The 23,959-nt window shown below is 52.0% G+C and carries 20 protein-coding genes, 1 tRNA gene and 1 pseudogene; 9 read left to right on the plus strand and 13 right to left on the minus strand.

Features of this window, described 5'->3' with window-relative positions:
• The first annotated feature begins 174 nt into the window (after positions 1 to 174).
• Complete coding sequence (locus RTK01_RS03635; protein WP_312279673.1) at positions 175 to 1,182, plus strand: hypothetical protein; 1,008 nt, start codon at positions 175 to 177, stop codon at positions 1,180 to 1,182.
• On the plus strand, positions 1,179 to 1,835 hold the full coding sequence (locus tag RTK01_RS03640) for a hypothetical protein (protein WP_312279674.1): 657 nt from the start codon (positions 1,179 to 1,181) through the stop codon (positions 1,833 to 1,835). The genes RTK01_RS03635 and RTK01_RS03640 overlap by 4 nt, the downstream gene beginning before the upstream one ends.
• 212 nt (positions 1,836 to 2,047) lie before the next feature.
• Here the strand turns inward: RTK01_RS03640 and RTK01_RS03645 are convergent, their stop codons facing one another.
• Positions 2,048 to 2,413, minus strand: coding sequence for a hypothetical protein (locus RTK01_RS03645; protein WP_312279675.1), 366 nt, complete (start codon positions 2,411 to 2,413; stop codon positions 2,048 to 2,050).
• Between the two features lie 392 nt (positions 2,414 to 2,805).
• Here RTK01_RS03645 and RTK01_RS03650 point away from each other — a divergent pair, with 392 nt between their 5' ends.
• The 4 genes from RTK01_RS03650 (at position 2,806) to RTK01_RS03665 (ending at position 7,279) form a co-directional block, all read left to right on the plus strand.
• On the plus strand, positions 2,806 to 4,212 hold the full coding sequence (locus RTK01_RS03650) for a ParB/RepB/Spo0J family partition protein (RefSeq protein ID WP_312279676.1): 1,407 nt from the start codon (positions 2,806 to 2,808) through the stop codon (positions 4,210 to 4,212).
• 267 nt (positions 4,213 to 4,479) lie between these two features.
• Positions 4,480 to 4,833, plus strand: coding sequence for a hypothetical protein (locus RTK01_RS03655; RefSeq protein WP_312279677.1), 354 nt, complete (start codon positions 4,480 to 4,482; stop codon positions 4,831 to 4,833).
• 153 nt (positions 4,834 to 4,986) lie between these two features.
• The gene (locus tag RTK01_RS03660; protein ID WP_312279678.1) at positions 4,987 to 5,460 is read left to right on the plus strand and encodes a PcfB family protein; all 474 of its coding nucleotides are present in this window, start codon (positions 4,987 to 4,989) and stop codon (positions 5,458 to 5,460) included.
• Positions 5,447 to 7,279 (plus strand): VirD4-like conjugal transfer protein, CD1115 family, encoded by a 1,833-nt coding sequence (locus RTK01_RS03665; RefSeq protein WP_312279679.1) that lies wholly within the window; start codon positions 5,447 to 5,449, stop codon positions 7,277 to 7,279. Before RTK01_RS03660 ends, RTK01_RS03665 begins: the two co-directional genes overlap by 14 nt.
• Positions 7,280 to 7,328: 49 nt before the next feature.
• Here RTK01_RS03665 and RTK01_RS03670 read toward each other — a convergent pair whose 3' ends face one another.
• Positions 7,329 to 8,783 (minus strand): hypothetical protein, encoded by a 1,455-nt coding sequence (locus RTK01_RS03670; protein WP_312279680.1) that lies wholly within the window; start codon positions 8,781 to 8,783, stop codon positions 7,329 to 7,331.
• Positions 8,780 to 9,901: a hypothetical protein gene (locus tag RTK01_RS03675; protein ID WP_312279681.1), complete on the minus strand. Its 1,122-nt coding sequence runs from the start codon at positions 9,899 to 9,901 to the stop codon at positions 8,780 to 8,782. The genes RTK01_RS03670 and RTK01_RS03675 overlap by 4 nt, the downstream gene beginning before the upstream one ends.
• Positions 9,902 to 10,133: 232 nt before the next feature.
• Here RTK01_RS03675 and RTK01_RS03680 point away from each other — a divergent pair.
• Together RTK01_RS03680 and RTK01_RS03690 are read left to right on the plus strand one after the other, a co-directional pair.
• Positions 10,134 to 10,265, plus strand: a pseudogene (locus tag RTK01_RS03680) (Maff2 family mobile element protein); the annotation flags it as partial.
• Positions 10,266 to 10,619: 354 nt separating this feature from the next.
• Positions 10,620 to 11,912 carry a DUF4368 domain-containing protein gene (locus tag RTK01_RS03690; RefSeq protein ID WP_312279682.1) on the plus strand — a complete coding sequence of 431 codons (1,293 nt, stop codon included), beginning with the start codon at positions 10,620 to 10,622 and terminating at the stop codon, positions 11,910 to 11,912.
• Positions 11,913 to 11,962: 50 nt separating this feature from the next.
• Here RTK01_RS03690 and RTK01_RS03695 read toward each other — a convergent pair.
• The 3 genes from RTK01_RS03695 to RTK01_RS03705 form a co-directional block, all read right to left on the minus strand.
• Positions 11,963 to 12,038, minus strand: a tRNA-Pro gene (locus tag RTK01_RS03695).
• A 420-nt stretch (positions 12,039 to 12,458) separates the two neighbouring features.
• Positions 12,459 to 13,094, minus strand: a complete 636-nt coding sequence (locus RTK01_RS03700; RefSeq protein WP_312279683.1) for a Vat family streptogramin A O-acetyltransferase — start codon at positions 13,092 to 13,094, stop codon at positions 12,459 to 12,461.
• A gap of 211 nt (positions 13,095 to 13,305) precedes the next feature.
• The gene (locus tag RTK01_RS03705) at positions 13,306 to 15,813 is read right to left on the minus strand and encodes an FAD-dependent oxidoreductase (protein WP_312279684.1); all 2,508 of its coding nucleotides are present in this window, start codon (positions 15,811 to 15,813) and stop codon (positions 13,306 to 13,308) included.
• A gap of 217 nt (positions 15,814 to 16,030) precedes the next feature.
• Between RTK01_RS03705 and RTK01_RS03710 the strand changes: the two genes are divergently transcribed.
• The gene (locus RTK01_RS03710; RefSeq protein WP_312279685.1) at positions 16,031 to 16,687 is read left to right on the plus strand and encodes a Crp/Fnr family transcriptional regulator; all 657 of its coding nucleotides are present in this window, start codon (positions 16,031 to 16,033) and stop codon (positions 16,685 to 16,687) included.
• A gap of 156 nt (positions 16,688 to 16,843) precedes the next feature.
• Here RTK01_RS03710 and RTK01_RS03715 read toward each other — a convergent pair whose 3' ends face one another.
• From RTK01_RS03715 to RTK01_RS03745, 7 genes are all read right to left on the minus strand, one after another.
• Positions 16,844 to 17,134 carry a TipAS antibiotic-recognition domain-containing protein gene (locus RTK01_RS03715; RefSeq protein ID WP_312279686.1) on the minus strand — a complete coding sequence of 97 codons (291 nt, stop codon included), beginning with the start codon at positions 17,132 to 17,134 and terminating at the stop codon, positions 16,844 to 16,846.
• A gap of 12 nt (positions 17,135 to 17,146) precedes the next feature.
• Entirely contained in the window at positions 17,147 to 17,920 is a 774-nt protein-coding gene (locus tag RTK01_RS03720; RefSeq protein ID WP_312279687.1) for an ATP-binding cassette domain-containing protein, read from the minus strand.
• Positions 17,913 to 18,797 (minus strand): ABC transporter permease subunit, encoded by an 885-nt coding sequence (locus RTK01_RS03725; RefSeq protein ID WP_312279688.1) that lies wholly within the window; start codon positions 18,795 to 18,797, stop codon positions 17,913 to 17,915. The genes RTK01_RS03720 and RTK01_RS03725 overlap by 8 nt, the downstream gene beginning before the upstream one ends.
• Before the next feature lie 107 nt (positions 18,798 to 18,904).
• The gene (locus RTK01_RS03730; protein ID WP_312279689.1) at positions 18,905 to 19,909 is read right to left on the minus strand and encodes an ABC transporter substrate-binding protein; all 1,005 of its coding nucleotides are present in this window, start codon (positions 19,907 to 19,909) and stop codon (positions 18,905 to 18,907) included.
• Between the two features lie 774 nt (positions 19,910 to 20,683).
• Positions 20,684 to 21,478, minus strand: a complete 795-nt coding sequence (locus RTK01_RS03735; protein WP_312279690.1) for an ABC transporter ATP-binding protein — start codon at positions 21,476 to 21,478, stop codon at positions 20,684 to 20,686.
• Positions 21,471 to 22,445, minus strand: a complete 975-nt coding sequence (locus tag RTK01_RS03740; RefSeq protein ID WP_312279691.1) for an ABC transporter permease subunit — start codon at positions 22,443 to 22,445, stop codon at positions 21,471 to 21,473. Before RTK01_RS03740 ends, RTK01_RS03735 begins: the two co-directional genes overlap by 8 nt.
• 140 nt (positions 22,446 to 22,585) lie before the next feature.
• Positions 22,586 to 23,590 carry an ABC transporter substrate-binding protein gene (locus RTK01_RS03745; RefSeq protein ID WP_312279692.1) on the minus strand — a complete coding sequence of 335 codons (1,005 nt, stop codon included), beginning with the start codon at positions 23,588 to 23,590 and terminating at the stop codon, positions 22,586 to 22,588.
• Between the last annotated feature and the right edge of the window lie 369 nt (positions 23,591 to 23,959).

Below are 23,959 nucleotides of genomic sequence, written 5' to 3' on the forward strand. Positions count from 1 at the left end.
TTTCTGGAAGACGTTGCGCAGGGAAAGGGCAAGGACTTTTTGCAGGAGGTTGCGGACGCCTATCAGGCTGGAAGCGATGCAGCGGATACCCGAGGGAAGTGCGGGTACTCCATCGGGAGCCGCGAATATCTGGACCGCATGGAGCGGGTTGTTTTCCGACAGGATGTCCCAACCATGTACAGCGCCCGCTGGGGAAGCCCGGACTATGACGGGCTGTTGAAAAGTTCGCTGGAATCCATTGCTCACCAGTTGGAGCGGGACTTGGAGCGCAATGAGCGGGAGAACAATTACATCACCGATGATACCGCCAAAGAACTGAAGCTTGCCGTCGGCGAACTGGAGCGCTGCGGCAGCAGCACCGGCTCGGCCAGCAGTAAGATTGAAAAGCTGGCGTGGTTTGTGGGCGGCGACCCGGCAAAAATTCGGGAGCTGCAAAGTGGGCTGAATGCTTTGCATTTATCTAATCAATTGCTGGAAGATGGCGTTTATGGAAAGAAAACAGATTCCGCCCGATCTAATTTTATGGAAGAACTCATTCATGGTACAGTTCCTTCCCTCACATGGGTAGACCCACTGCAAAGTAATTGGACAGGGATTGCCGCTGTGACAAAGACCACAAAGGGTGGGCAGCAATTTTCAAAATTGGTATCGGTAGATTCATCTCTTCCGCTTTTTAGTGCGGATTTACACCCCTATCAAGGGAATCCAAATTATTATCATATTAATGTTAGAACTTCAGCAGAGGCATTTGCATGGCAAAAATCGCTGGCTTCACAGGTAGACCATATGGAGATTTCTAAAGAAGCCTACGATATTTTAAAGGATTTTCAACATTCCGCCAAGGTTGTAAAAACAGCCGGACGCATATTTCTAGTAGCGGGTGCAGCCTTGGACGCACTTGAGCTTGCCAATACGATTGATGATGATTTGCATGATGCAGATGGAAAGATTGGAAAGATTACTTATACGTCTGCCGCCAGCATCGGCGGCAGTTGGGCTGGCGGCGCACTGGGAGCAAAGGGCGGGGCGCTTGCCGGAGCTGCGATTGGAACTGCTATCCTCCCCGGAATTGGTACGGCGATTGGTGGTATTGCCGGAGGATTAATCCTTGGCGTGGCTGGTTCTTACGCCGGATCTTCCCTAGGCAAGTGGGTGATCAATATTACGGAGATTGGAGAATGAATATGTTCTTATGGCATAGTAAAAAAAAAGGGTCTTCTCCCAAGCCGGATGAATTCCGCCTGTCACAGGGCGATTTTCGGGACTATGAAGCTATGCCAGGATTCGTCAGCTATTATGGAATTCCCTCTTTTTTCTACAGGGAAAACGTACCCGAGCAGATAGAAAACGAAGAGAAATTTCATCGGGTTGCTCGCAGTACAATTAAGCGGTTGCTCAAGGGAAGTCCTTCCGTGATTTTGATAAAAGATCTGTCACGCGGAGGCGCAAATTTGTGGAATGATAAAATTCCTGAGATCAGGGAAATGGCAATTTCGGAGGGCGGTAAGCTGCTGGTGGTTCATGATGCCCGCTGCAAACAATATCTGTTTGTTTTTGACGCACTGCCGGATTCGTTTTTTGAGATGATTTATCAACTGATCAATCGAGATTGCCGCTATCAAAATATTTATATCACATATTCAGCTCTAGCAAACGGCAATCAAAAAGACGCTGATATTGCATCAATCAAAGAATCTGCGCTTTTAAACTTGCATATCGATGACGACCATCCGATTTTTATTATACAGGCTGTTCCGGAGTATCCGTTAGAAAAAATTTTCAATACTTTTACTACAACTTGTCAGTCAGTAGAATGGTCATTCTTTCCGCAATGAATTTTAATAATCCACCATGCATAATACATACAGTCTAACAAAAAATCCGCCGTTCTAAAGAACGGCGGATTTTTGCGAGCCACGTCAAATCTGGATATCATCATATTTTAAGAGGAGGACTTGAACTGCCATTACAAACGTAATAGGCAATTCACATGAACCTATCTCTTTACTCTCATTTCCTCTTAGGTGAATATAGGTGCTCGGAACATTCATTGCTTTTTGTGTTTGGATATTAATTTTATGATATCATAGACAAAAGCCGCCATACCCCAAAGCACAAGTGTAGCTCCGACGTAAATATTTATTGTCCATGGGCCTATACGTTCCGTTCGCGCCAATGTCGGGTAGATTAAATATACCCCCAGACCTATAAAACATAACAGCCCGATTATATTTGTTAATATGCTATTTTCTTTACTCAATCCCCAAGCAGCAATAATTATTACAAATGCAATAAGTATAGCATTAAGCCATTCAACACTCCCCATGCTTATCCCTATCAGGCACGCAAAAAACAGCAAATATAGTGGGATGAGCAAGATGAAAAACATTGATTTATTGTTCTTATTCAGCAATGAGCACATCCCCCTATGTATATATGGGCCTTTCTCTCCGCTAAATTGAAAAAGGCTCAGCCTTTGTACTATATCAATACATTGTTTTAGTATAGCATATATCGAGTATAAAACAAACCGGCAAATTTCATATCGAAATTTGCCGGTTTACGTGGTCCGAGTGGAATTACAGGACTTAAAGAAAGCCAGTAAAATCAAGGGTTTACAGGCATCAGACAAGCTGTATTTACAACAAAAAAGGAAATATCCCACGCAAGGGCCGCCCTATGGAGACTATGGGCGGCTTTTGTGTTTGATATAAACTGGGTAACGGCATCATCGCTACCCAAAGGGCTTAATCGAAAGATTAGGCCCTTTTTTCATGCCAAAAGGCAAAAAGGAGGTATTGATAAATGGCAAAGCAGAATAAAGCACCCGAACAGGACAGCGCCCCCGCTGTACAGCAGGATGCAGACATCATGGCCGAGGAGCAGCAGGGCGGGCAGCCAGAGGCCCCGCCTTTTGAGGCGGACACCCAGACGCCCGAAATGACCGCCGACCCCAGTGAGACTGTTACCCCATCGGAAGTCACCGAACAGCTCATTGCCGAGGAAAGCGGCGCAAATGACGCCACCGCAAAGGAGGCCGAGGCCGCCGCTGCGGTGATTGACTTCCCCCAGCAGGAGCCGCCCGAGGAGGATACCCGGCAGGAATGGGAAAAGCCGCTTGCCGAAATTGAGGCCGAGCAGCAGCCCAAGCGCCGGGGCCGCCCGCCCAAGGAGGATAAAGAAACCTCGGGCCAAGTTGGCCCGAAGTCCGAAAAGTCCTCTAAGGGCGAAAAGGCGGCAAAAGCCCCTAAGCCGCCCAAAAGCAAGCCCACCCAAGAGGAACCGCCCACCCCTGTTCAGCCAGAAACCCCGCCCGAGCCGCTGGATGCCACCCGTCCCGGCGAGATGGAGCAGATTATCTATCTCAATCTTTCCGACCTGCACCCGTTCAAAAACCACCCCTTTGAGGTGCGTAACGACGAAGAAATGCAGGCTATGGTTTCCAGCGTCAAAGACAAGGGCGTGACCCAGCCCGCTATTGTCCGCCCCCGTGAAGATGGCGGCTATGAAATCGTATCGGGCCACCGCCGCCACCGGGCCAGCGAATTGGCCGGGATGTTCAATATGCCCTGTATCGTCCGCAATATGACGGATGAACAGGCCATCATGCAGATGGTGGAGGACAACACAAACCAGCGTGAGTATATTTTGCCCAGCGAGCGTTCCAAGGCGCTGAAAATGCAGTTGGATGCCCTCAAGCGGCAGGGGTCGAGAGGCCCCGCCGAGGGTGCGGACGTTGGAAAGCGTTCCAATGAAATCGTGGCCGAGCGCAATAAAATGACCGTCAAGCAGATGCAGCGGTTTATCAAGCTGGGCGACCTTGTTCCCGACTTGATGGAAATGGTGGATAAAAAGGCCATCGGGTTTACCCCAGCGGTGGAGATGGCCTACATCAAGCCAAAGCAGCAGCGGTATATCGCCGTTGCCATCGAGGGGCAGCAGTCCGGCCCCTCCCTCTCGCAGGCCCAGAGGATGCGGGAACTCGACCAAAAGGGAATGTTAAACGCCGATGTCATCGACGGCATCATGCTTGAAGAAAAAAAGGAGGTAGACAAAGTGATTATTTCCAGCCAAGAGTTAGGCCAGTATTTCGGCAAGGACAAGACCCCCCGGGAGATGAAAGACCAGATTTTGGCCCTGCTGGACGATTGGAAGTCCAAGCAGCCGCCCGAGCAGGGCAAGGCCGAGAAAAAAGCCGAGCAAGAGAAGTAACGGACATCGGGCCAATTTGGCCCGATGTTTTGAATGGGTCGGTGGTGGAATATTCCCCGTCGCCGCTATACAGGTAGCACAACCGGGCAAAGTCTGTCAAGGGCCAAGCCGCCGTAGGCGGTGCGTAGCACCCTTGACCGACTTTCCCGGTCGTGCTTTAAGGCCGCCAGCGGCGGGGATATTCCCCCGAGCCACCCCCTTTCCAAGATTGGAAAGGGATGGGGAAAGGTTGACCACCTTGCAGACACTTGAAAGGAGTTGATTTCCATGAGAAGGCCCATCGCATATATCACCGCCGCTTGGAGTGGCGACAACAGGGCCGATACACAGCTTGCCGCCGGGTATTGCCGAGCAGTTTATGAGGCCGGATTTTCCCCGGTCTGCCCCATGCTCTATCTGCCTTTGTTTCTCAATGACGCTATCCCCGAGGAGCATAAAAGCGGCATTGACATTTGCCGGGATATGCTGCGGCGCTCCCATGTGCTGGTGGTCTGCGGCAGCAAGGCCAGCGAGGACGTGAAAAACGACATCGCTACCGCCCAGCGGCTTAATATCACCGCAACCACGCTGGACGGTATTCTGACCGTTAAACGGCAGGGCCAGACGGAGGCCCAGCAGTAGACTTCGGGTATCGGGGTCCCCGCAAAGCCGTGGGCTTTGTGGGGAGAGGAGGAGCAACGGAGCGGCGCAAACTTCGGGCCAATTTGGCCCGAAGTTGCGGAGTGCAGTTTGCGACGACGAGGCCCGATGTCATTTTAGGAAAGGGGGGTATCTTTGCAAGAGGAAGTAAACCACAAAACCGTTGCAATCACCGTCAAGGCAACGAAAGTCACAGGCCGGGTACTGTTGGCCGCCGTTCAAAAGTATCTGGCCTATCTGAAAAAGAAACAGGTGGAGCATTTCACCCCGCAAGGCCGCCAGAGCGTCAAGCAGCTTATGGGCCATAGGGTAAATACCAGCAGCATCCCGCTGAACGGTGATACCCGCCTGTTTGACCGGGTGGCCCGCAAATATGGCGTTGACTATGCCTTTCATAAGGTGGAGGATGGTAAATTTCTGCTGTTCTTTAAGGGAGGTCAAGCTGACGCCATCACCGCCGCTTTTTCCGACTACACAAAGCGGATGATGAACCGGCAACAGGAAAAACGCCCCTCTATCCTCGGGCAGCTCAAAAGGCTGCGGGAACTGGTGCGGGAGAAAGCCCCCACCAAGGAACGGGCAAGGGAGGCGGCGTATGAGGACAGATAACATCAGAAAATACATCCTGCCAAACCTGCCGTATCTGCTGATAGGCTGGGCCGCTTTGAAGATCGGCACAGCCTATCGCCTTGCCGCTGGCGTGTCTTTCGGTGACAAGCTGCTGGGAACGCTGAAAAATATAGGCCCGGCCTTTGAGACAATAGCGCCCGGCCTCGCTCCCTTTGACTGGCTGGTGGGCATATCCGGGGCGTTGTTATTCCGATTTCTCATTTATCAAAAGGTGAAGAACGCAAAGAAGTTTCGCCGGGATGCGGAGTATGGCAGCGCCCGATGGGGTACGCCCGCCGACATCAAGCTCTTTGTAGACCCCAAATTTGAAAACAACGTCATACTCACAGCTACCGAGCAGCTCACCATGAACACCCGGCCCCAAAACCCGGCCAATGCCCGCAATCTCAACTGCGCCGTTATCGGTTCGTCCGGTTCGGGGAAAACCCGTTTTTGGCTGACCCCACAGCTTTTGCAGGCCCATTCCTCCTATGTGGTGGTAGACCCCAAGGGCGGGCTGATAGACCAATGCGGAACCTTTCTACATCGGCATAAGGGCTATATAATCAAGATTTTTAACAGCATCGACTTTTCAAAAAGTATGCACTATAACCCGCTGGCCTACATCAAGAGCGAAAGCGATATTCTAAAGTTTGTCAATACCCTTATCAGCAACACCAAGGGCGATGGCAAGGAGGGCGACCCCTTTTGGACAAAGGCCGAAACGCTTTTGTACTGCGCCCTTATCGGCTATATCGTTTTTGAGGGGCCAGAGGAGGAACGAAACCTCAATACGCTGGTGGAAATGATAAACAGCATGGAAGTAAAGGAGGACGATGAAAGTTTCAAAAATGCCGTTGATTATATGTTTGACGGACTGGCAAAGCGCAAGTCGAACTCGTTTGCGGTGCGCCAATATGCCAAGTACAAATTAGCCAGCGGCAAAACCGCAAAATCCATTTTGATTAGCTGCGGCGCACGCTTGGCCCCCTTTGACATCGGGGAACTGCGGGAGATCATGCGCTACGATGAATTGGAGCTGGACAAGCTGGGCGACCGTAAAACGGCGCTCTTTTTTGTTATCTCGGACACCGACAGCACCTACAATTTCATTGTTGCGCTGGCCTTTTCCCAAATGTTCAATCTCCTGTGTGAGAGGGCCGATACCGTTTTCGGGGGCCGCTTGCCCCATCATGTGCGGGTACTTTGGGATGAGGCCGCAAATACGGGCCAAGTGCCCCAGCTTGAAAAGCTGGTGGCCGTTATTCGCTCCAGAGAATGTAGTCTGTGCCTCCTGTACCAGCAGCTATCGCAATGCAAAGCCATTTACAAGGACAACGCCGAAACGATTATGGGCAACATGGACAGCGTTGTTTTTCTTGGAGGTCGGGAAAGCTCCACCATCAAGGAGATTTCCGAGAACTGGCTGGGCAAGTCCACAATCTCCATGCAGACCGAAAGCCGCACCCGGGGCCAGTCGGAAAGCTACGGCCAGAATATGCAACGGCTGGGGCGGGAACTTCTGACGGCCAGCGAAATAACGACAATGCCCGGGAACAAGTGTATTTTGCAACTTAGAGGATTGCCGCCGTTTTTCTCCCCCAAGTACGACCTAAAGCAGCACCCCAATTACAAGTACACCGCCGAGGCCGACAAGAAAAATGCCTTTGACCTCGGCAAACTGATAAACCGCCGTTTGGCGCTCAATCCCAATGAGCAGTATGCGGCCTACGAAGTGGACGCCACCGCCGAGAGCATGGACGAGGACGAGGACATCCTCAACTATGACGACCTCGACAGCGTGGACGACTTCGAGTAAATAACATAACCTCGGGCCAAGTTGGCCCGAGGTTATGTTTAAACCATCGCTAAAAGCCTCTGTTTTCAATGGCTCTTTCTTTAATGACAATTCTATTTTCGTGACTAAACTCATATATGCTGGCAATAAATATTTGGTTTTTCACCAATTCTTCTGAAATTAATGTTTCAATGAGTTTTGTATTATCATCATCTAATTCTTTGCCTTTTGGGGAATCTAGTACCATGAATAAATGCGTATTCATGTCTTCTTCAATTACTTTCAAAAAAGCAACCTTAAAAGCAAAGACCATTTTTTGGAGTACGGCGCCAGACATTGATTTTAAGTCAGATGTAAAAATAAAATCCTTTTTTAATACCATTTTGTCGTCAACACCAAGCAACTCAGCATATTTGAATACATAATCATATATTTTTTTGATATATGGATTGTCGGCTTTAATTGTTGCTTTTATCTTCGAGCTAATGATTTTCAGTTCGTCAATTGTCTTATCCAGTAATTGTTCGACTAACTTTTGGTCTATGTTTAAAAGTGAAAGTTGCTTGTTGACAATAGTATCACCAGCCTCTTCGCTTGGGAACATAGTAATCTGCATATTCTTAATTTCTAATTCATTCAGTTTTGTTTTGAGATTCGATCTTTCTCGCTTAAGTCGTTCAATATCTGTAACTAAAATGCTTCTACGTGCCTTTAAATACTCGTAGTTAGCAGTTGAATTTACGAGCGTTTCTCTGTTTACTGGTATGATGATATCATTTTGACAAACAGATAAACGCATGGAATCTATATAATCGTAAAATTGCTTTTCTCTTAAAATGACAGCATTTACTTCTTTTAGTGATTTCATAATATCATCAATTTTTAAATCATAAAAAGCAATTTCGTCAGTGAGCATGTTTTCAGTATCAGTTACAAATATTTCTCCATTTTGCTCATGTACTTGCTCACTCAATTCATGCATGTTTAACATAGCCGAGTATATGTCCCTATTTAATTGAAGTTTACTCTTCTCTGCAAGCAAATCGTCAATATCAATTTTGTTTAGTCCAGACAATAATTCCTCAATGCTAAATTTGATTTTGCCTATGACAGTACCTCGATTAAGTAATGACCAACCTTTATCTTGATCAATGTAAATAAACCCCAAAAGATTTTTAAGAACTTTTACATTTTCATATTCAAAAATATACGACAAAAAAGCAAAATGTTCACTTGGTAAAGTATATGAAAATGTATCATTATCGACTTTTAGATTCAATAAATTACCTTCCCGAGATGCTATATATCGTTTGTTCTTTTCAACAAAGGTAATCTCAGTATATATTTGGGCGAAATCAATTCCTTTCATGGTTGGGATGGGATAGCCCAGGGCATAAAATATCAATCGAATATATGTAGATTTTCCCTTGGTGTTTTTTGAGGAAAAGATAAGGTTTTTTTGCGGGACAAAAATATCCTTATTGGTTTCCATTCCCTCTGTTAAGATAAGCTGTTCGATAATCATATCTTCATTCCCGCCCCCTTGCCGATTCTTTGTAGGTTTTTATAATTGCAAATAATTCGGAACATGAAAGCCTTGGTGATATATTCTCTTTCTTCGAGATCTTCAATATTACTAAATTCATTAAGAAACAAGTTATAGTGAGACTTTATAAAAACTTTTTCAACAGCGTCCAGACGATTCTCTTTCTTAAATTGGTTGAACTCTTGTAAGACACTATTGGAAAATTCGAATCTCTCGTGATAGAAGCATTCTGAGCTTTCTAATATTCGTTTTACTTCGTTAGTGATACATTTATCGGGGGTGAAAGTCAAGCAATCGTAAATTTCAGATAATTCGTTATCAATTAAAAATGCTGCGACAGGCCAGACAAAATCTGACTTTTTCAATTTCTTTTGAGATTCAGTATCTTTAATGGTCGAATTATGCTCAAAACGTAGTTGCCAATGCTCAAGCAGACGTTGTTTAATACTAATTGCATCATCTCTACTAAGTTTAATATCATCTACCAAGAAACTGAGAACAGCATCGCTAATTGATTGATATCGATTTTCCTCATTGCCCCAGTATGGATGAATGGTAGATATATATAGTGTGGATTTATCAAAATTTTCAACCATTTCTTTTGCAATTTGAATTCTGCGCCGCTTCTCTTGCTTTGTTTCAGCCGCTAGCTTTTTCTCAATTGATGCTATTGTTGACTGAATTGCTTTGTCTATTTCATCTTTTATACCAGACAAGCAATCAGTGTAAGGAACTACGGAATTATTAAAAACACCTGTAGCGGACTTGAAAGTATCTGGAACATTTGAAATATAAACCAATTTGTTTCCATCTTGCTTATTTCTCGCAAGTGAAACAATGGCATCTTTAAATTTTTCTTTTGTATCCTTAGCTACGGTAAAATCTTGTGATGATTTTGCTTGAGCAAAAACTTTGTTCCCATCCAGTAAAGTTATTTCAATATCCTGTAATTTAGATTCTATCTTAATGTCCTCTGCCTGCTGGATATACTTCAAAAACAAAAATATCCCCGCGTTAGACTGAAAATTCCACCCAAAAGAAGAAGCTGATGCGTCGTTATCAAAAACGCAATATTCTTCGTTCAAATAGTCCGACATATAGCCCCTCCTACACTTTATAAAAATTATTGAAAAGAAAATTTGAATTATAGCTATTATATCTCAAAAAATCACATAAAACAATATGAAAGGGAAGATGCTATTTGGCTCGTGCTCCTCCTAAGTATCCGCCATATATAAACTTCGGGCCAATTTGGCCCGAAGTTGTACCGCCAGAAATGGCGGCTTTTTTATGTTCAAAAATCAAATCAACTGATGGAGGTAACTATCTATGGAATTTTTTTCATCTGCAATCGACACTCTGCAAACCCTCGTGATTGCGCTGGGCGCTGGCCTCGGCGTGTGGGGCGTTGTCAACCTGCTGGAGGGCTACGGGTCGGATAACCCCGGGGCCAATGGGCAGTGTCCATAAGGAAGCAAGAAAATAATGTGATAGATAGCCAACGGACGAATGTATACAAGCAATATTTTTTGCAAAAACACTTGACCCTGTCGTTACGTCATAGTGTATAGTAGTAACATAGAGGTAGCAGAAACGGAGTTTATGATATGGAAATTAAAAGTGTCCGTTCGGACGAAATTTACAAAAAAATATTGAGCGCACCAACAGATAAAAAAGAGGATATTTATCGGTACGAGTTAATGAAGCCCTTTGAATTTAAGTGGTCTTGCTACAATATCCCTTTGAAAGCTCCGCAAAAAAATGGATATGATGTGATTATGGCAAGTAGTATGTTGGGGTTTCTAACACCAACATATGAACGAGTGGTACGCCAAGGACATTTCCAAGAAACGTCGAATAGTCAACAAACTCAAAGGCAATTCGGGTGTGCCTCTCTCCATGCCGCCCTATGGGTACATCAAAGACCCGGACGACCCCAAACGCTGGATAATTGACGAGGAGGCCGCCGCAGTAGTACGCCGCATTTTTCAAATGCGCTATGACGGCTACGGTATCGGGGAAATCTCCACAATACTTTCAGCCAACAAAATCTTGACCCCTACGGCCTACTGGCAAAGCAAAGGCATGGGGCGGGGCGGCAAAAAAACCGCCATTGACCCCAAAAATTGGCGGCACTCCACCATTGCCAAGTTGCTGTCTCTGCAAGGGTATTGCGGCGATGTGATTAACTTCAAGACCTTTTCCAAGTCGTACAAGATGAAAAAGCGCATTGCCAACGACGAACAGAACATGGCGATTTTCAAGGATGTGCATGAGCCAATCATTGAACGGGATATGTGGGAAAGCCTGCAAAAGAAAAAAGGCACTCGCCGCAAGCAACCAACGGTTAGCGGTGAGCGCAGTATATTTGCCGGGCTTTTGAAATGTTCTGATTGTGGTGGCAACCTCAATTTTCATTTCAATCAAGGCAACCACGATATTAAATATTTCAACTGTGGCAACAACAACGGCGGCTATCGCAACTGCCCTACCACACACTATATCCGACAAGACTTTTTAGAGCAGATTGTTTTGCAAGAGGTACAGCGGCTTACGCAGTTTGCAAACGAGTACGAGAACGACTTTGTAAAGTCTATTATCGGCCATTCAATGGACAAGGCGCAAAGTGACCGGGTAAAAAGGCAGAGGGAGTTGGACGCTCTGCTGGCCCGCGACAAAGAACTGGACAGGCTTTTTGAAAAGCTGTACGAGGACAATGTTTCGGGCAAACTCACCGATGAACGCTTTGCAAAGATGTCAAAGCGGTACGAGGAGGAGCAGGGAGAGAACGCCACAAAGGCAAAAGCCCTCAAAAAAGAGTTGAAAGACAATGGCGGCGAACTGATGACCGCAGACCTTTTTCTTGAAATGGTACGCCGCTATACGAATGTCACCGAGCTGTCCCAACGGCTGGTTACGGAACTCATTGACCATATTGTGGTGTACCACGCTGAAAAGGTGAGTGGACGCACAACGCAAAACATTGTCATTCACTATAACTTTATCGGGCCTTTCGCTGTGCCGCAAAAGAAAGACATTCCCGCAACTGCTGTCAAAATCAACACCCGACAGGGCGTAATGCTTGAATACACATCAAAAGCAGGATAAAAAACGGAGTGTCCTTATAGGATACTCAAATCCTATAAGGACACTCCGCATGGTCCGAGTGACAGGGTTCGAACCTGCGGCCTGATGGTCCCAAACCACCCGCGCTACCAACTGCGCTACACCCGGATATTTACTTTTTCGGTTTCTGGAAATTTCACTGTCTGTGATTAAATGCAATTTTGGGGTGCTTTTCGATGGACAATCAAATCCCGCAATCGCCTGTGTTTCAATGGCTTTCGGCATTTCTATTTCACTCAGCTCAGATACCGGCACGGCACTCCCAAACCAGGCGCGCTACCAACTGCGCTACACCCCGATATTCAGTTTCGCGTTGTTTTGGTGTCAGTTCCCAAACCCACCCGTGATGTAGGCACGCCTGCCCAAATCTTGCCTTCACCTATTTATACACCACGGGCGATGCAGCCGATATAACATATATAATTGCTGCCGCGTTGCTATTATACCAGCAACGCGGGCGAAGTTCAAGATAAATTACACGTAGGCGCTCCGTCGCCCTATGTACATATTTGAATCCGAGGCCGTCTCTCAGACTATCTCTTTAATTTTATCCAAATCCGCGCTGCACAGCGCTTCCAGATTGTCAAAAATTTTTTGAGGCGCCCAGTCCCACCATTTTAGACGCAACAAATAGTCTATTAGCTCGTCTTCAAACCGCTTGCGCAGAATTTTGCAGGGGTTCCCCCCGGCAACAGCATAGGGCGGAACATCCCTTGTAACCACGGAGTTTGCCGCAATAATTGCTCCGTCTCCGATGTGCACGCCGGGCATCACGGTGACATTCTGCCCAATCCACACGTCGTTTCCCACCACGGTATCTCCCTTGAATGGCAGGTCTTCCAGCGCCGGCGTCGCTTTCTCCCAGCCGCCGCCCATGATGTTGAAGGGATACGTGGTAACGCTGCACATGCGATGATTTGCGCCATTCATAACAAACTCAATGCCCTTGGCAATGGCGCAGAATTTTCCAATCATCAACTTATCGCCTAAAAACTCATAGTGGTGGGTGACGTGACTCTCAAACTGCTCCGGGCCGGTGTTGTCGTCATAATAGGTGTACTCCCCCACCGAAATATTGGGCCGGGTCACCACATTTTTAATAAAGCACACGCTTTTGATGGCCTCGTTGGGGTAAATTGCGTTGGGATTTGGCCCGTATTGCATTTCAAACCACCACTTTCATTCATCTGTCCGGTTTTGGCGCTGCGTTCCAATCTACCACACGGCCAGTAATGTCCACCCTTTTCCTGTATGTGTTTGGCTCCCTTATGATAACATATTTACGCGCACAGGTAAAGGCATGGCTTTCCTTTCAGGACGCCATGCCTTTTTCCCCTTCATGGAACGTCTGGTTTCCAATCCCGGACGGTGTTCCTTAAATGAACAGGTTCACATTGGACTCCTCCGCGTCGCCAAGGTACGCGCCCACGCCGCCCAGTTCCACGCCCTCGATCAGCTCTTCTTCCTTGATGCCCATGACATCCATGCTCATGGTACAAGCCACGATTTTCACGCCCTGCTTCATAGCCTTTTGAATCAAAGCCTCCAGAGAGTCTACGTTTTTGTCGTTCATGATTTTCTTCATCATGGCAGTTCCCATCCCCGCCATATTCATCCGGGAAATTTTCAGCTTCTCGCTGCCCCGGGGCAGCATTCCGCCAAACATGGATTCCATAAAGGTCTTCTTTATCGGCTGCTTTTCCGCCTTACGCAGGGCCGTCAGCCCCCAGAAGGTGAAGAACATGGTCACAGGACGGCCCATGGCCGCCGCGCCGTTGGCAATGATAAAACTGGCCAGCACCTTATCCAAATCGCCGGAAAAGACGATAATGGTCTTTCCCTGCGGCGTGTCGATCACCTGCGCGCCCGCGCCGACAGGAACGCCCGCCGCGCTTGCCGGAGTAGTTGCCGTCGACTCCGCCATGCCTTTGCGCACCAGAGCCACATAATCCGTCCCCCGCCGCTCGCTGACAATCAGCGTGTTTCCCGTGCGGCGGCACCATGCCCCGATATCCTTCACAAAGCCGGGGTCGGAGGCGGTGACCTCCAGCGTCTCCCCGTCCCCCATCTCCTTCATGGTTTCAAATACCTTCATGATGGGGCCGGGGCATTGCAGTCCGTTGCAGTCCAGCCGGATTGTCTCTTTGGGGACGACGGGTGCGGCGCTTTCCGCCGCCTGCCCGTTGTCTGAAACCGGCGGGGCCGACTGAACAGTCTCCCCAAACTGCCGATAGTGGGTGGACTGGTAGAACCGTGTCCCGGCGGGATAAAGCAGGATATTGGTGAAGCCCTTTTGCATCAGGACGCGGGACGCGTTATAGGAGCGCACACCAATGGCGCAGAACACCAAAACGGGCTTCGTGCGGTCCACCTCGTCCAGCCGGTCCCGCAGCTCTCCAAGAGGGATGTGAAGGGCGCTTTCCAGCGGAAACGCCATCCGCTCCGCGTCCTCCCGCACATCCAGCAAAACCGCATCCGGAAGCTTTTCCACCGCGTCCCAATCCGAGAAACGAATTTTCCCGGTAAGGACGTTTTCCGCTGTAAAGCCCAACATATTTACAGGGTCTTTGGCGGAGGAATAGGGCGGAGCATAGGCAAGTTCCAGCTCCGTCAGCTCCCGAACGCCGCCGCCAAGCCGCAGGGTTGCCGCGATGGTGTCAATCCGTTTATCCACGCCGTCATAGCCCACGATCTGCGCGCCGAACAGCTTCTTTCCGTCCATGGAGAACAAAAGCTTCAAAAACATTGGCACCGCGCCGGGATAATAGCCCGCGTGGGAGTTCTGGGTAATCACCGCCCGCTCATAGTCCCGGCCCGGAAGCATCCCACGCTGTGTAAGCGTCTTTTCGTTCACACCCGTAGTCCCGGCGGTTAGGTCAAAAACCTTGAAAATTGAGGTGCTCTGGGCGCCCCGGTAAACCGAGTTTCCTCCTGTGATGTTGTCCGCCGCAATGCGGCCCTGCTTGTTGGCGGGGCCTGCCAGCGGAGCCATGGCTCGCCCGCCGAACACCAGCTCGCCCACCTCCGCGATGTCGCCCACGGCGTAAATATCCGGGTCCGCCGTGCGCAAAGAATCGTCTACCACCACGCCGCCGCGCTGATTCAGCTCCAGCCCCGCGGCCTTGGCAAGCTCATTGTTGGGGCGCACGCCGATGGACAGCACCACGAAATCCACGGTGACCTCCCGTCCGCTTTTCAGCACGATGGTCACCTGCTTCCCGTCGTCCCTGAAAGAGTCCACCCCGTCGCCAAGGAACAGATGCACGCCGTTTGCCTCGATGTTTTCATGCAAAACTTGAGCCATCTCGTAGTCCATAGGGGCCATCACCTGATCCAGCATTTCCACAATGGTGGTGTCCAGACCCGAATGGTGAAGGTTTTCCGCCACCTCCAGTCCGATAAATCCGCCGCCGATGACCGCAGCCGAGCGTGCGCCGCTCTCCCGAGCCATGGCACGCAGCCGATCCGTGTCCGGCACGGTCCACAGGGTACGGATACGAGGAGAGTCAATCCCGGGGATGGGCGGGCGGATGGGAGAAGATCCGGTGGCCAACACCAGCTTGTCGTAAGGTTCCTGATAGACCTCCCCCGTGGCAAGATTTTTAATTTCTACGGTCTTTTCATTCCGGTCAATGAAAAGAGCCTCGTTCTGCGTGCGCACATCCACCCGAAACCGCTGGCGCATCACCTCGGGCTTTTGCACCAGCAGCGCGTCCCGGGAGCGAATCACGTCTCCCACATAATAAGGCAGCCCGCAGTTGGCGTAGGATATGTACTCCCCCCGCTCCAGCAGAACGATTTCCGCCGCCTCGTCCAGTCGGCGCAGCCGCGCAGCGCAGCTTGCTCCTCCGGCGACGCCGCCGATAATTACCACCTTTGACATAGCTTCTCCTCCTTGTCGTGCAGCCCTCTTTGGGCGCACGTCTATTTTTTAACAGTATATGCCCGCCGGCCCGGTTTTTCTGTGACGTTGTCACCGTCAGCGGCGGATTCCTGCCCGGTTAAAAAATTGACAGGCGGAAAATAACGGGTATAATCATAGTAGTATATAAACAGGCGGCGCTTTTTCAAAAGGCCGCATTGACGGGAGGCGTTGGCGCATGGAGCTGGAGGAATATTTTCCGGTTTGGAAGGAGCTGACCGAGAGAGAGCGGGCGCTGCTGGCGGGCGCGGCGGTGCGGCGCTCTGCGCCCAAGGGGACGCTTCTGCACGCCGGTGTCGCGGACTGCGTGGGCCTGATGATCGTGCGCTCCGGCCAGTTAAGGGCGTTCATTCTCTCCGACGAGGGGAAGGAAATCACCATTTACCGCCTGTTCGAGCGGGATATGTGCCTGTTTTCCGCCTCCTGCATCATGAAGAACATTCAGTTTGACATTGCCGTGGAAGCGGAGAAGGACGCGGAGCTGTGGGTGATTCCCTCGGACGTATATAAGCGGCTTTCCGACAGCTCCCTTGCTGTGGCAAATTACACCAATCAGTTGATGGCCGCGCGGTTTTCCGAGGTGATGTGGCTGGTGGAGCAGATTATGTGGAAGAGCTTTGACAAGCGCCTTGCGGAATTTCTGCTGGCGGAGAGCACGCTGGACGGCGGCGACGTGCTGCGCATCACCCACGACAAAATTGCCGCGCATCTGGGAACAGCCCGGGAGGTGGTCACTCGGATGCTGCGCTATTTCCAGTCGGAGGGCATGGTGTCCCTCTCCCGGGGCGCTGTGGAGCTGACGGACCGGGAGAGACTTCAGGCACTGGCAGACTGAAACACCAAAATTTCTATGGTCTATTTTTCCGAAAAGGATTGTATCCTATCATGATTCAAGAGGCTGAGGAAGTAAATTCCTCAGCCTCTTGCTTTGCATCGCCCGCAGGCGGTGAATCCATTTTTAAAAGCCACGGGGCGGATTTCTTGACCGCGTTTACTCGCCCAGATACTTCATAATCGCCTCGCCCATATAGTGGGCGGTGCCGGTTCCATAGCTGTCCAGCGTCTCTGCAAAGCGGTCATCCGCGCCGTATAGCCGCCCCATGTTCTGGAGCTTTTCTCGGTCGCAGCCGCCATGGTACGTGGCCATGTGCGCCTGCCATTTCTCCACCAGCGCCTGTGCCTCCGGGCAGCCGGGGTCATTTTCCGGGGCCAGATTCGCAAACGCCTGCGCCAGCCGGTCTGTTCCCGCCTGCTCGCCGCTGGCGCCGATATAGTCTGCCATCGCGTGTCCTCCTCAGCTTCCGCACTCGGCGGAAATTTTATTGAAAAGCGAAAGAAGCTCCTCCATGGAGGTCTGCTTCTTTTCCGCTCCCGCCCGGTCCAGCACCGCCTGTCCCCGGTCCATCATCAGCAGCCGGTCGCCGTATTCCACGGCGTAGCGCAGGTTGTGGGTCACCATCATGGCGGTGAGCCGCTTCTCCCGCACGATTTTGTTCGTGAGAAACATAATCACCTCGGCGGTTTTGGGGTCCAGCGCCGCCGTGTGCTCATCCAGAATCAAAAAGCGCAGGGGCGTCATGGTGGCCATCAGCAGCGCCACTGCCTGCCGCTGTCCGCCGGAGAGGGACCCCATTTTTACGTTCAGCTTATCCTCCAGCCCCAGTCCCAAACCCTCCAGCTCGGTGCGGTACGAGTCGATACGCTTTTTGTTCACGCCCCGGCCAAAGCCGAAAGACTTCCCCTTGTTATCCGCAAGAGACAGGTTTTCCAGCATGGTCAGATTGGGGCAGGTCCCCATGGACGGATTCTGGTACACCCGGCCCATGGTGGCATAGCGCTGAAAGTCCTTCTTTCTAAGAATGCTCTCGCCCGCCACCAGCACGTCTCCACTCTCCACGGCGATGGACCCGCAGATAATGTTCAGCAAGGACGTTTTGCCGGAGCCATTGCTGCCCACGATGGACACAAACTGCCCGTCCTCCACGGAGAGGGAGAATCTGTCGAACAGGCATTGCTCCATCATGGAGCCGGGGTTGTAGATTTTTGTAACCTCCCGCACCTCAAGCATGGATAATCTCCTCTCCCTTCCGGCCCGAAGCCACCAGCACCAGCAAAAACAGCACGGCAGTGATCAGCTTCATCATATTGGGGGGCAGGCCCAGGCTCAGTGCCATAGCGATGCACAGCTTGTAGAGGACGCTGCCCACAATGACGGCGGTGGTCCCCTTCACAAAACTGAGGCGGCGGAACAGGGCCACGCCGATAATCACCGAGGCAAGGCCGAACACCACCTGCCCGGTGCCCATGGTTGCGGAGAAGCTGCGGGTTTCGTGGCACACCAGCGCTCCGCCCAGAGCAACCAAAGAATTTGACAGCACCAATCCCTGAAGCTTCACATTGCCCCGGTCCTTGGCAAGGGAAGTGACGAGCGCTGCGTTGTCCCCCACCGCCCGGAGAAGCAATCCCGCTTTGGTGGTAAAAAACGCGTCCATCAGCAGCTTTACGGCAAGAACGACCACAAGCGACACAATCAGCTTGCGGTACGTCAGGCTCAGGCCCCCAAGCAGCGCCATGGTGGGTTCTGCGGTAAAGATGGTGTCCACACTGCGCTCCACCGTCAGGTTGGAGCCTGCAATCTGCAAGTTGATGGAAAACAGGGCCGTCATGGTGATGATGCCCGCCAAAAGATCGCGGACATGCAGCTTCACATGGATGAAGCCGGTAAACAGCCCCGCCAGCGCCCCCACCACAAGCGCCGCCAGCAGCGTCAGGTACGGGTTAACGCCCCGGGTCAGCAGCACGGCGGTGACTGCCGCCCCCAGAGGAAAGCTGCCGTCCACGCTCAGATCGGGGAAGTCCAGAATGGAATAGGTGATGTACACGCCGAATGAAATCAGCGCATAAATCAGTCCCTGTATCAGGGTACCCACAATCAGGTCGGTCATGCACGGCCCCTCCTTTTTAAGCATTTTACGCTGGGAATCAAACGCGCCGCGCGGTACTCCGCCGCTTTCGCGGCAGAGTACCGGCGCGGAGCTTTGGGCCTTTAGAATCAGGCCGCCGTGTCAACCTCCACCGCGCTTTGTGCGATGTCGGCGGGGAGAGTGATTCCCATGCCGTCCAGCGCGTCGGAATTGACATAGTTGCTGTAAGATGCAATGGTTTCAAAGGGGATGTCGGAGCAGGTGGCCTCGCCCCGGATCACCTTGGCAGCCATGGCGCCGGTCTGGCGGCCCAACTGGACATAGTCGATTCCGGCGGCGGCAACACAGCCCAGCTTTACCTGCTCAATTTCAGAGCCGTACACGGGCACGCCCGCCTCGTTGGTCTTTTCCAGAATCGCGGCCAGCACGCCCACCACGTTGTTGTCGGTGAGGTTGGAGAAGCAGTCTACCTTGCGGGAGAGCAGCGTGTCTGCGGCCTGTGGCACCTCCGCCTGCGCGGTGACGCCCACGGCGTCGATGGTGAACCCGTAGTCTCCGGCCTTGGCCTCATACTCGGCAACGGCGGACACGGAGTTTGGCTCGCTGGTGGTGTACAGAATGCCAATGGTCTTGGCATCGGGCTGCAAGGCCCGGATAAGCTGAAGCTGTTCGCTCACCGGCAGCAGGTCGGACGTGCCGGTGACGTTGCCGGAGGCAAGACCCGCGGCGGCGGGGTCGGTGACGGCCACGAAAATCACGGGGATATCCTTCTCCTCGGCGGCGGCATAGCAGGCCATGGCGGAGGGAGTGGCCACGCCCACCATCATATCCACGTTGTCGGCGGAAAACTTTCCCGCAATCTGTGTGTTCACGTTGTCGTCAAATCCGCCGTTCTGATAGTCCACGGTGTAGTCCACGTTCTCCACAAGGCCCGCTTCGGTCAGGCCCTCAAGGAAGCCCTCCCGGCAGTTGTCCAGCGAGGCGTGCTGCCCATATTGCAGCAGGCCGATTTTAAAAGGCTCCTTGGCGGGAGCAGAAGACCCGGCTGCGGAGGAGGATGCACCGCGGTTGCCGCAGGCGGCAAGGCTCAGAGTCATGGCGGCGGCGAGGGCAAACGTCAAAAACTTTTTCATCGTTAAAATCTCCAATCTGTTTTATAAAAATTCAAGGCTTGTGTAAAGGCTTCTTGGGGACGGCTTTCAAGCTGCGCCATCGGCGCCATCGTTTTTCACGCATATGGTTCCCTCCCTCAAAATATAACAAAAAAAGCCCTGCCCCAATCTTTATTGGGACAAGACTTTCATCCTGCGGTACCACCCAAGTTGACGCAAAGCGCCCGCTCGTTTCACGTACTTGACATACGCGCCGTGTGGATAACGGGTACGGCTCCCGTCGGTCGCTACTCGCTTCTCGCTTTCGCTCCGCCCTCGGCAGTCCATTCGGCTGGGGTTCCCTGCCGCGATCTCACCATCCGCGACTCTCTTAAAGGGCTGGCCCTCTGGCTTACTTCTCTGCCTCACAGGTTTTTGATTGATTGTTTTGCATTATATGCGGGTCTTCTTGGTTTGTCAACCGTCAATTTTTACAAAGCCGGGACCACCGCGAACCGCCGCTTCATAAAAAGTGACTTTCCGTCTCTGCGTCGCGTGCTTTACGGGCAAGGCCAACGCTTCGCAGGCAAAGCCCGGCACTTCCCGGCATAAAGTCTAAAGCTTTACGGACCAAGATTTGGCGCTTCATGAGCAAGGTCTGCCGCTTCAATGACAAGCTGTACTGCTTTACATGCAATGCCACGCGTGGAAAAATCAGAGACCTGCGCGGGTCTTCCCCGTGCCATTTTCTCGTAAAGCCCTTCACTGCTCCGCTTTTTCCCGGGCGGGGCAAGCCCGCCCGGGGGATTCACCGCGTCAGGAGAGCAGAACCTGATCGGACTCCTCCTGCACCCCGGCGACCTCCGCAAATTTTTGCAGAAGGTCCGCCTTGGTGAGCTTTTTCTTTTCCTCGCCGGAGATATCCAGAATAATGCGTCCCGCGTTCATCATGATGAGCCGGTTGCCGTGGCGGATGGCGTCCTGCATGTTGTGTGTAATCATCAGGGCCGTCAGTCCGTTTTCCTGCACGATGCGGTCGGACAGCTCCAGCACCTTTGCCGCCGTGGCGGGGTCCAGTGCCGCCGTGTGCTCATCCAGCAGCAACAGCTTCGGCTTTTGCAGCGCGGCCATCAGCAGTGTCAATGCCTGACGCTGGCCACCGGACAGAAGACTTGCTTTCACGGTCATCCGGTCTTCCAGTCCAAGACCCAGAATTTCCAGCCGTTCCCGGTAAAAGGTCCGCTCCTTTTTTGTCACGCCCCACCTAAGGCCCCGCTTCCGCCCCCGGCGATAGGCAAGGGCCAGATTTTCCTCAATCTGCATGTTTGGGGCCGTGCCCATCATGGGGTCCTGAAACACCCGCCCGATAAATGGTGCTCGGCGAAATTCCGGCAGGCCGGTCACGTCCGTCCCGTCGATGAGGATGCTCCCCTGATCCACGGGCCACACGCCTGCCACCGCGTTGAGCATGGTGGACTTGCCCGCCCCGTTGCCGCCAATGACGGTGACAAAATCCCCCTCGCCAAGGTGCAGGTCAAGGCCCTGAAGGGCCTTTTTTTCGTTGATGGTGCCGGGGTTAAAGGTCTTACAGATATGGTTGATCTCAAGCATGCTTGCTCTCCTCCTTCCCCGCGGCTCTGCCCCGTCGGCCTGCCAGCTTGAAAGAGCTTTTGGCCTGCGCCTGCAAATAGGGCACAGCCAAAAACACCGCCACGATAATGGCTGTGAACAGCTTCAGGTCGTTGGAATTCAGCTTCAGCCACAAAATCAGGGTCATCACCGCATAGTACAGCACGCCGCCCGCGATGATAAAGCCCAGCCGCACCCCGAAATTTGTTCCCTTGCGAAAAATTGCGGTACACACCACCTCGCCGATAATCACGGCGGCAAGGCCGATGACAATGGCTCCTCGGCCCATGTTCACGTCCGCAAAACCCTGATACTGGGTCATCAGGCCCCCGGCCAGCGCCACCAGTCCATTGGACAGGCCAAGGCCCAATACCTTCATTGAGTCGATGTTAATGCCAAGGGCGCGGCTCATGGCGGGATTGGAGCCGGTGGCGCGGATGGCGCTGCCCTGCTCTGTGCCAAAGTACCAATACAGCACCGCGATAAGCACCGCGGCGATGGCCAGTCCCGTCAAAATCGCGGTAGGAACATGGCGGGAGGTGATAAAAACGGGGAATTTGTCGGGGTTTACGGATTTATTGGCCGCCATCCCCATAATGTGCAGATTGATGGAATACAATGCGAACTGCGTCAGGATTCCCGCCAGAATCGCCGGGATGCCAAACCGCGTATGAAGCAGTCCAGTGCAAAGCCCTGCCAGCATCCCAGCGAGAATCGCAGCCAGCACCGCCGCCCAAGCGGGCCAGCCTCCCAGAATCAGCATGGCGGTCACCGCGCCGCCGGTGGTGAAGGAACCGTCCACCGTCAGATCGGCGATGTCCAGCAGACGAAAGGTGATGTACACGCCCAGCGCCATCACACCCCAGACAATCCCCTGCGCCACGCCGCCGGGCAGGCTCTTCATCAAATTGACCGGGTCCAGCGAAGCAAAATATGCCGCGAGTTCCATGGTTTTCTCCTCTTTTCAGTCATTTTCCTCGGCAGCAGGGGAATGGGGGGTCGACACCCCATTCCTCCGCTGTCGATTCCCCGCCCGGAAGCAAAGGCCCTTGCGCCCGGGCGGGAAAATCGGCAGATACAGGACTTTTTTTAGCCCTCGATGGCGGTATACCCGTCAGGGATAGTGATACCCAGCGCCGCCGCGCGGTCCGCGTCATACTTCTTCACGGGGCTGGGATAGTACTCCACGGGCATGGTAGAGATATCGCTCTCACCGGTGAGAATTTTCACGGCCATTTCACCAGTGGTGCGGCCCAACTCGTAGTAGTCGATGGAGAGTGTGGCGATGCCGCAACCCTTACAGATGCCCTCCTCGCCGGCGATGATGGGCACGCCCGCGGGCTGGGCCACGTTGTTGATGGCCTCGGTGCAGCTTGCAGCAGTGTTGTCGGTGGGGATGTAAATCACGTCGCTTTCGTTGCAGGCGGTGGTGGTGACGGCGGCCACGTCGTTGGAGTCCGCAAAGGTATAGGTGTTCACGGTGAGGCCCGCCTTCTCAAGCTCGGCCTTCACCACCTCGGCCTGATAGACAGAGTTGGGCTCGCCGGAGCAGTAGAGAATGCCAACTGTCTTCGCACCCGGCACCAGCTCGGTGACCATGGCGGCCTGCTGGTCCAGCGGAGGCAAGTCGGAAGTACCGGAGATATTTCCGCCCACGGTGCCGTTAAAATTGTCGATGCTCAGAGCCACACCATACTCAGTGACGGAGGTACCCAGAATGGGAATCTCACTGGTGGCGGAAGCCGCCGCCTGAAGGGCGGGGGTTGCGTTTGCCATAATCAGGTCCACGTTGGAGGAAACCATCTGGGTGGCCATGGTGGAGCAGGTGGCAGAGTCGTTGGCGGCGTTCTGCACATCAATCGTTACCTGATCGCCCAGTTTCTCCTTCAAAACATCCTGAAAGCCCTGCGTGGCGGCGTCCAGCGCGGGATGCTGCACCAGCTGAATCACACCCACCTGATAGACCTTTTCTCCGCCGGATGCGGCAGCTGAGCCGGATGCAGACCCGGACACGGCAGGAGCAGTCTGCCCGCAGGCGGCCAGACCCAGTGCCATGGCGCAGGCCAGCGCAAGGGAAAGCAGCTTCTTTTTCATACGAAATACTTCCTTTCATCTCAAAAACGAATCGGTTTGAAGTCCAATCAGACCCCAAAGCTATAAAAAACGGCCCCGTCCAAAGGACGGAGCCGCCTTCCATACAAAAAGCAAAACTCGGTCTTTCAGTCGGTTTCCTGCTTTAAAGCAGTGTAATAGCGGCCCGCAAAGCGGACCTTGGTAAAGTAGCGGAAGGAGACGCAGACAATCAGACTTCTGTTCATGGGATAGCGCTCCTTTCTGCCGTCTACCGGCCCGACATTCCGAATTTCTTTTACAGTATATAGCTTTAAACAGCTAAATTCAATTGTCATTTTATATAAAATAGGTCGAATATTTTTTTACTATTTTTACGAATTTAAAAAAACG

The sequence above is a fragment of the Oscillibacter sp. genome (genome assembly GCF_031978065.1).
Lineage (GTDB): Bacteria > Bacillota > Clostridia > Oscillospirales > Oscillospiraceae > Oscillibacter.

Bases quoted from the DNA above. Each gene is read 5' to 3' on its own strand.
- RTK01_RS03635 (WP_312279673.1), top strand. From the start codon at position 175: ATGTACAGCGCCCGCTGGGGAAGCCCGGACTATGACGGGCTGTTGAAA.
- RTK01_RS03640 (WP_312279674.1), top strand. From the start codon at position 1,179: ATGAATATGTTCTTATGGCATAGTAAAAAAAAAGGGTCTTCTCCCAAG.
- RTK01_RS03650 (WP_312279676.1), top strand. From the start codon at position 2,806: ATGGCAAAGCAGAATAAAGCACCCGAACAGGACAGCGCCCCCGCTGTA.
- RTK01_RS03655 (WP_312279677.1), top strand. From the start codon at position 4,480: ATGAGAAGGCCCATCGCATATATCACCGCCGCTTGGAGTGGCGACAAC.
- RTK01_RS03665 (WP_312279679.1), top strand. From the start codon at position 5,447: ATGAGGACAGATAACATCAGAAAATACATCCTGCCAAACCTGCCGTAT.
- RTK01_RS03670 (WP_312279680.1), bottom strand. From the start codon at position 8,783: ATGATTATCGAACAGCTTATCTTAACAGAGGGAATGGAAACCAATAAG.
- RTK01_RS03675 (WP_312279681.1), bottom strand. From the start codon at position 9,901: ATGTCGGACTATTTGAACGAAGAATATTGCGTTTTTGATAACGACGCA.
- RTK01_RS03690 (WP_312279682.1), top strand. From the start codon at position 10,620: ATGAACGAGTGGTACGCCAAGGACATTTCCAAGAAACGTCGAATAGTC.
- RTK01_RS03700 (WP_312279683.1), bottom strand. From the start codon at position 13,094: ATGCAATACGGGCCAAATCCCAACGCAATTTACCCCAACGAGGCCATC.
- RTK01_RS03705 (WP_312279684.1), bottom strand. From the start codon at position 15,813: ATGTCAAAGGTGGTAATTATCGGCGGCGTCGCCGGAGGAGCAAGCTGC.
- RTK01_RS03710 (WP_312279685.1), top strand. From the start codon at position 16,031: ATGGAGCTGGAGGAATATTTTCCGGTTTGGAAGGAGCTGACCGAGAGA.
- RTK01_RS03715 (WP_312279686.1), bottom strand. From the start codon at position 17,134: ATGGCAGACTATATCGGCGCCAGCGGCGAGCAGGCGGGAACAGACCGG.
- RTK01_RS03720 (WP_312279687.1), bottom strand. From the start codon at position 17,920: ATGCTTGAGGTGCGGGAGGTTACAAAAATCTACAACCCCGGCTCCATG.
- RTK01_RS03725 (WP_312279688.1), bottom strand. From the start codon at position 18,797: ATGACCGACCTGATTGTGGGTACCCTGATACAGGGACTGATTTATGCG.
- RTK01_RS03730 (WP_312279689.1), bottom strand. From the start codon at position 19,909: ATGAAAAAGTTTTTGACGTTTGCCCTCGCCGCCGCCATGACTCTGAGC.
- RTK01_RS03735 (WP_312279690.1), bottom strand. From the start codon at position 21,478: ATGCTTGAGATCAACCATATCTGTAAGACCTTTAACCCCGGCACCATC.
- RTK01_RS03740 (WP_312279691.1), bottom strand. From the start codon at position 22,445: ATGGAACTCGCGGCATATTTTGCTTCGCTGGACCCGGTCAATTTGATG.
- RTK01_RS03745 (WP_312279692.1), bottom strand. From the start codon at position 23,590: ATGAAAAAGAAGCTGCTTTCCCTTGCGCTGGCCTGCGCCATGGCACTG.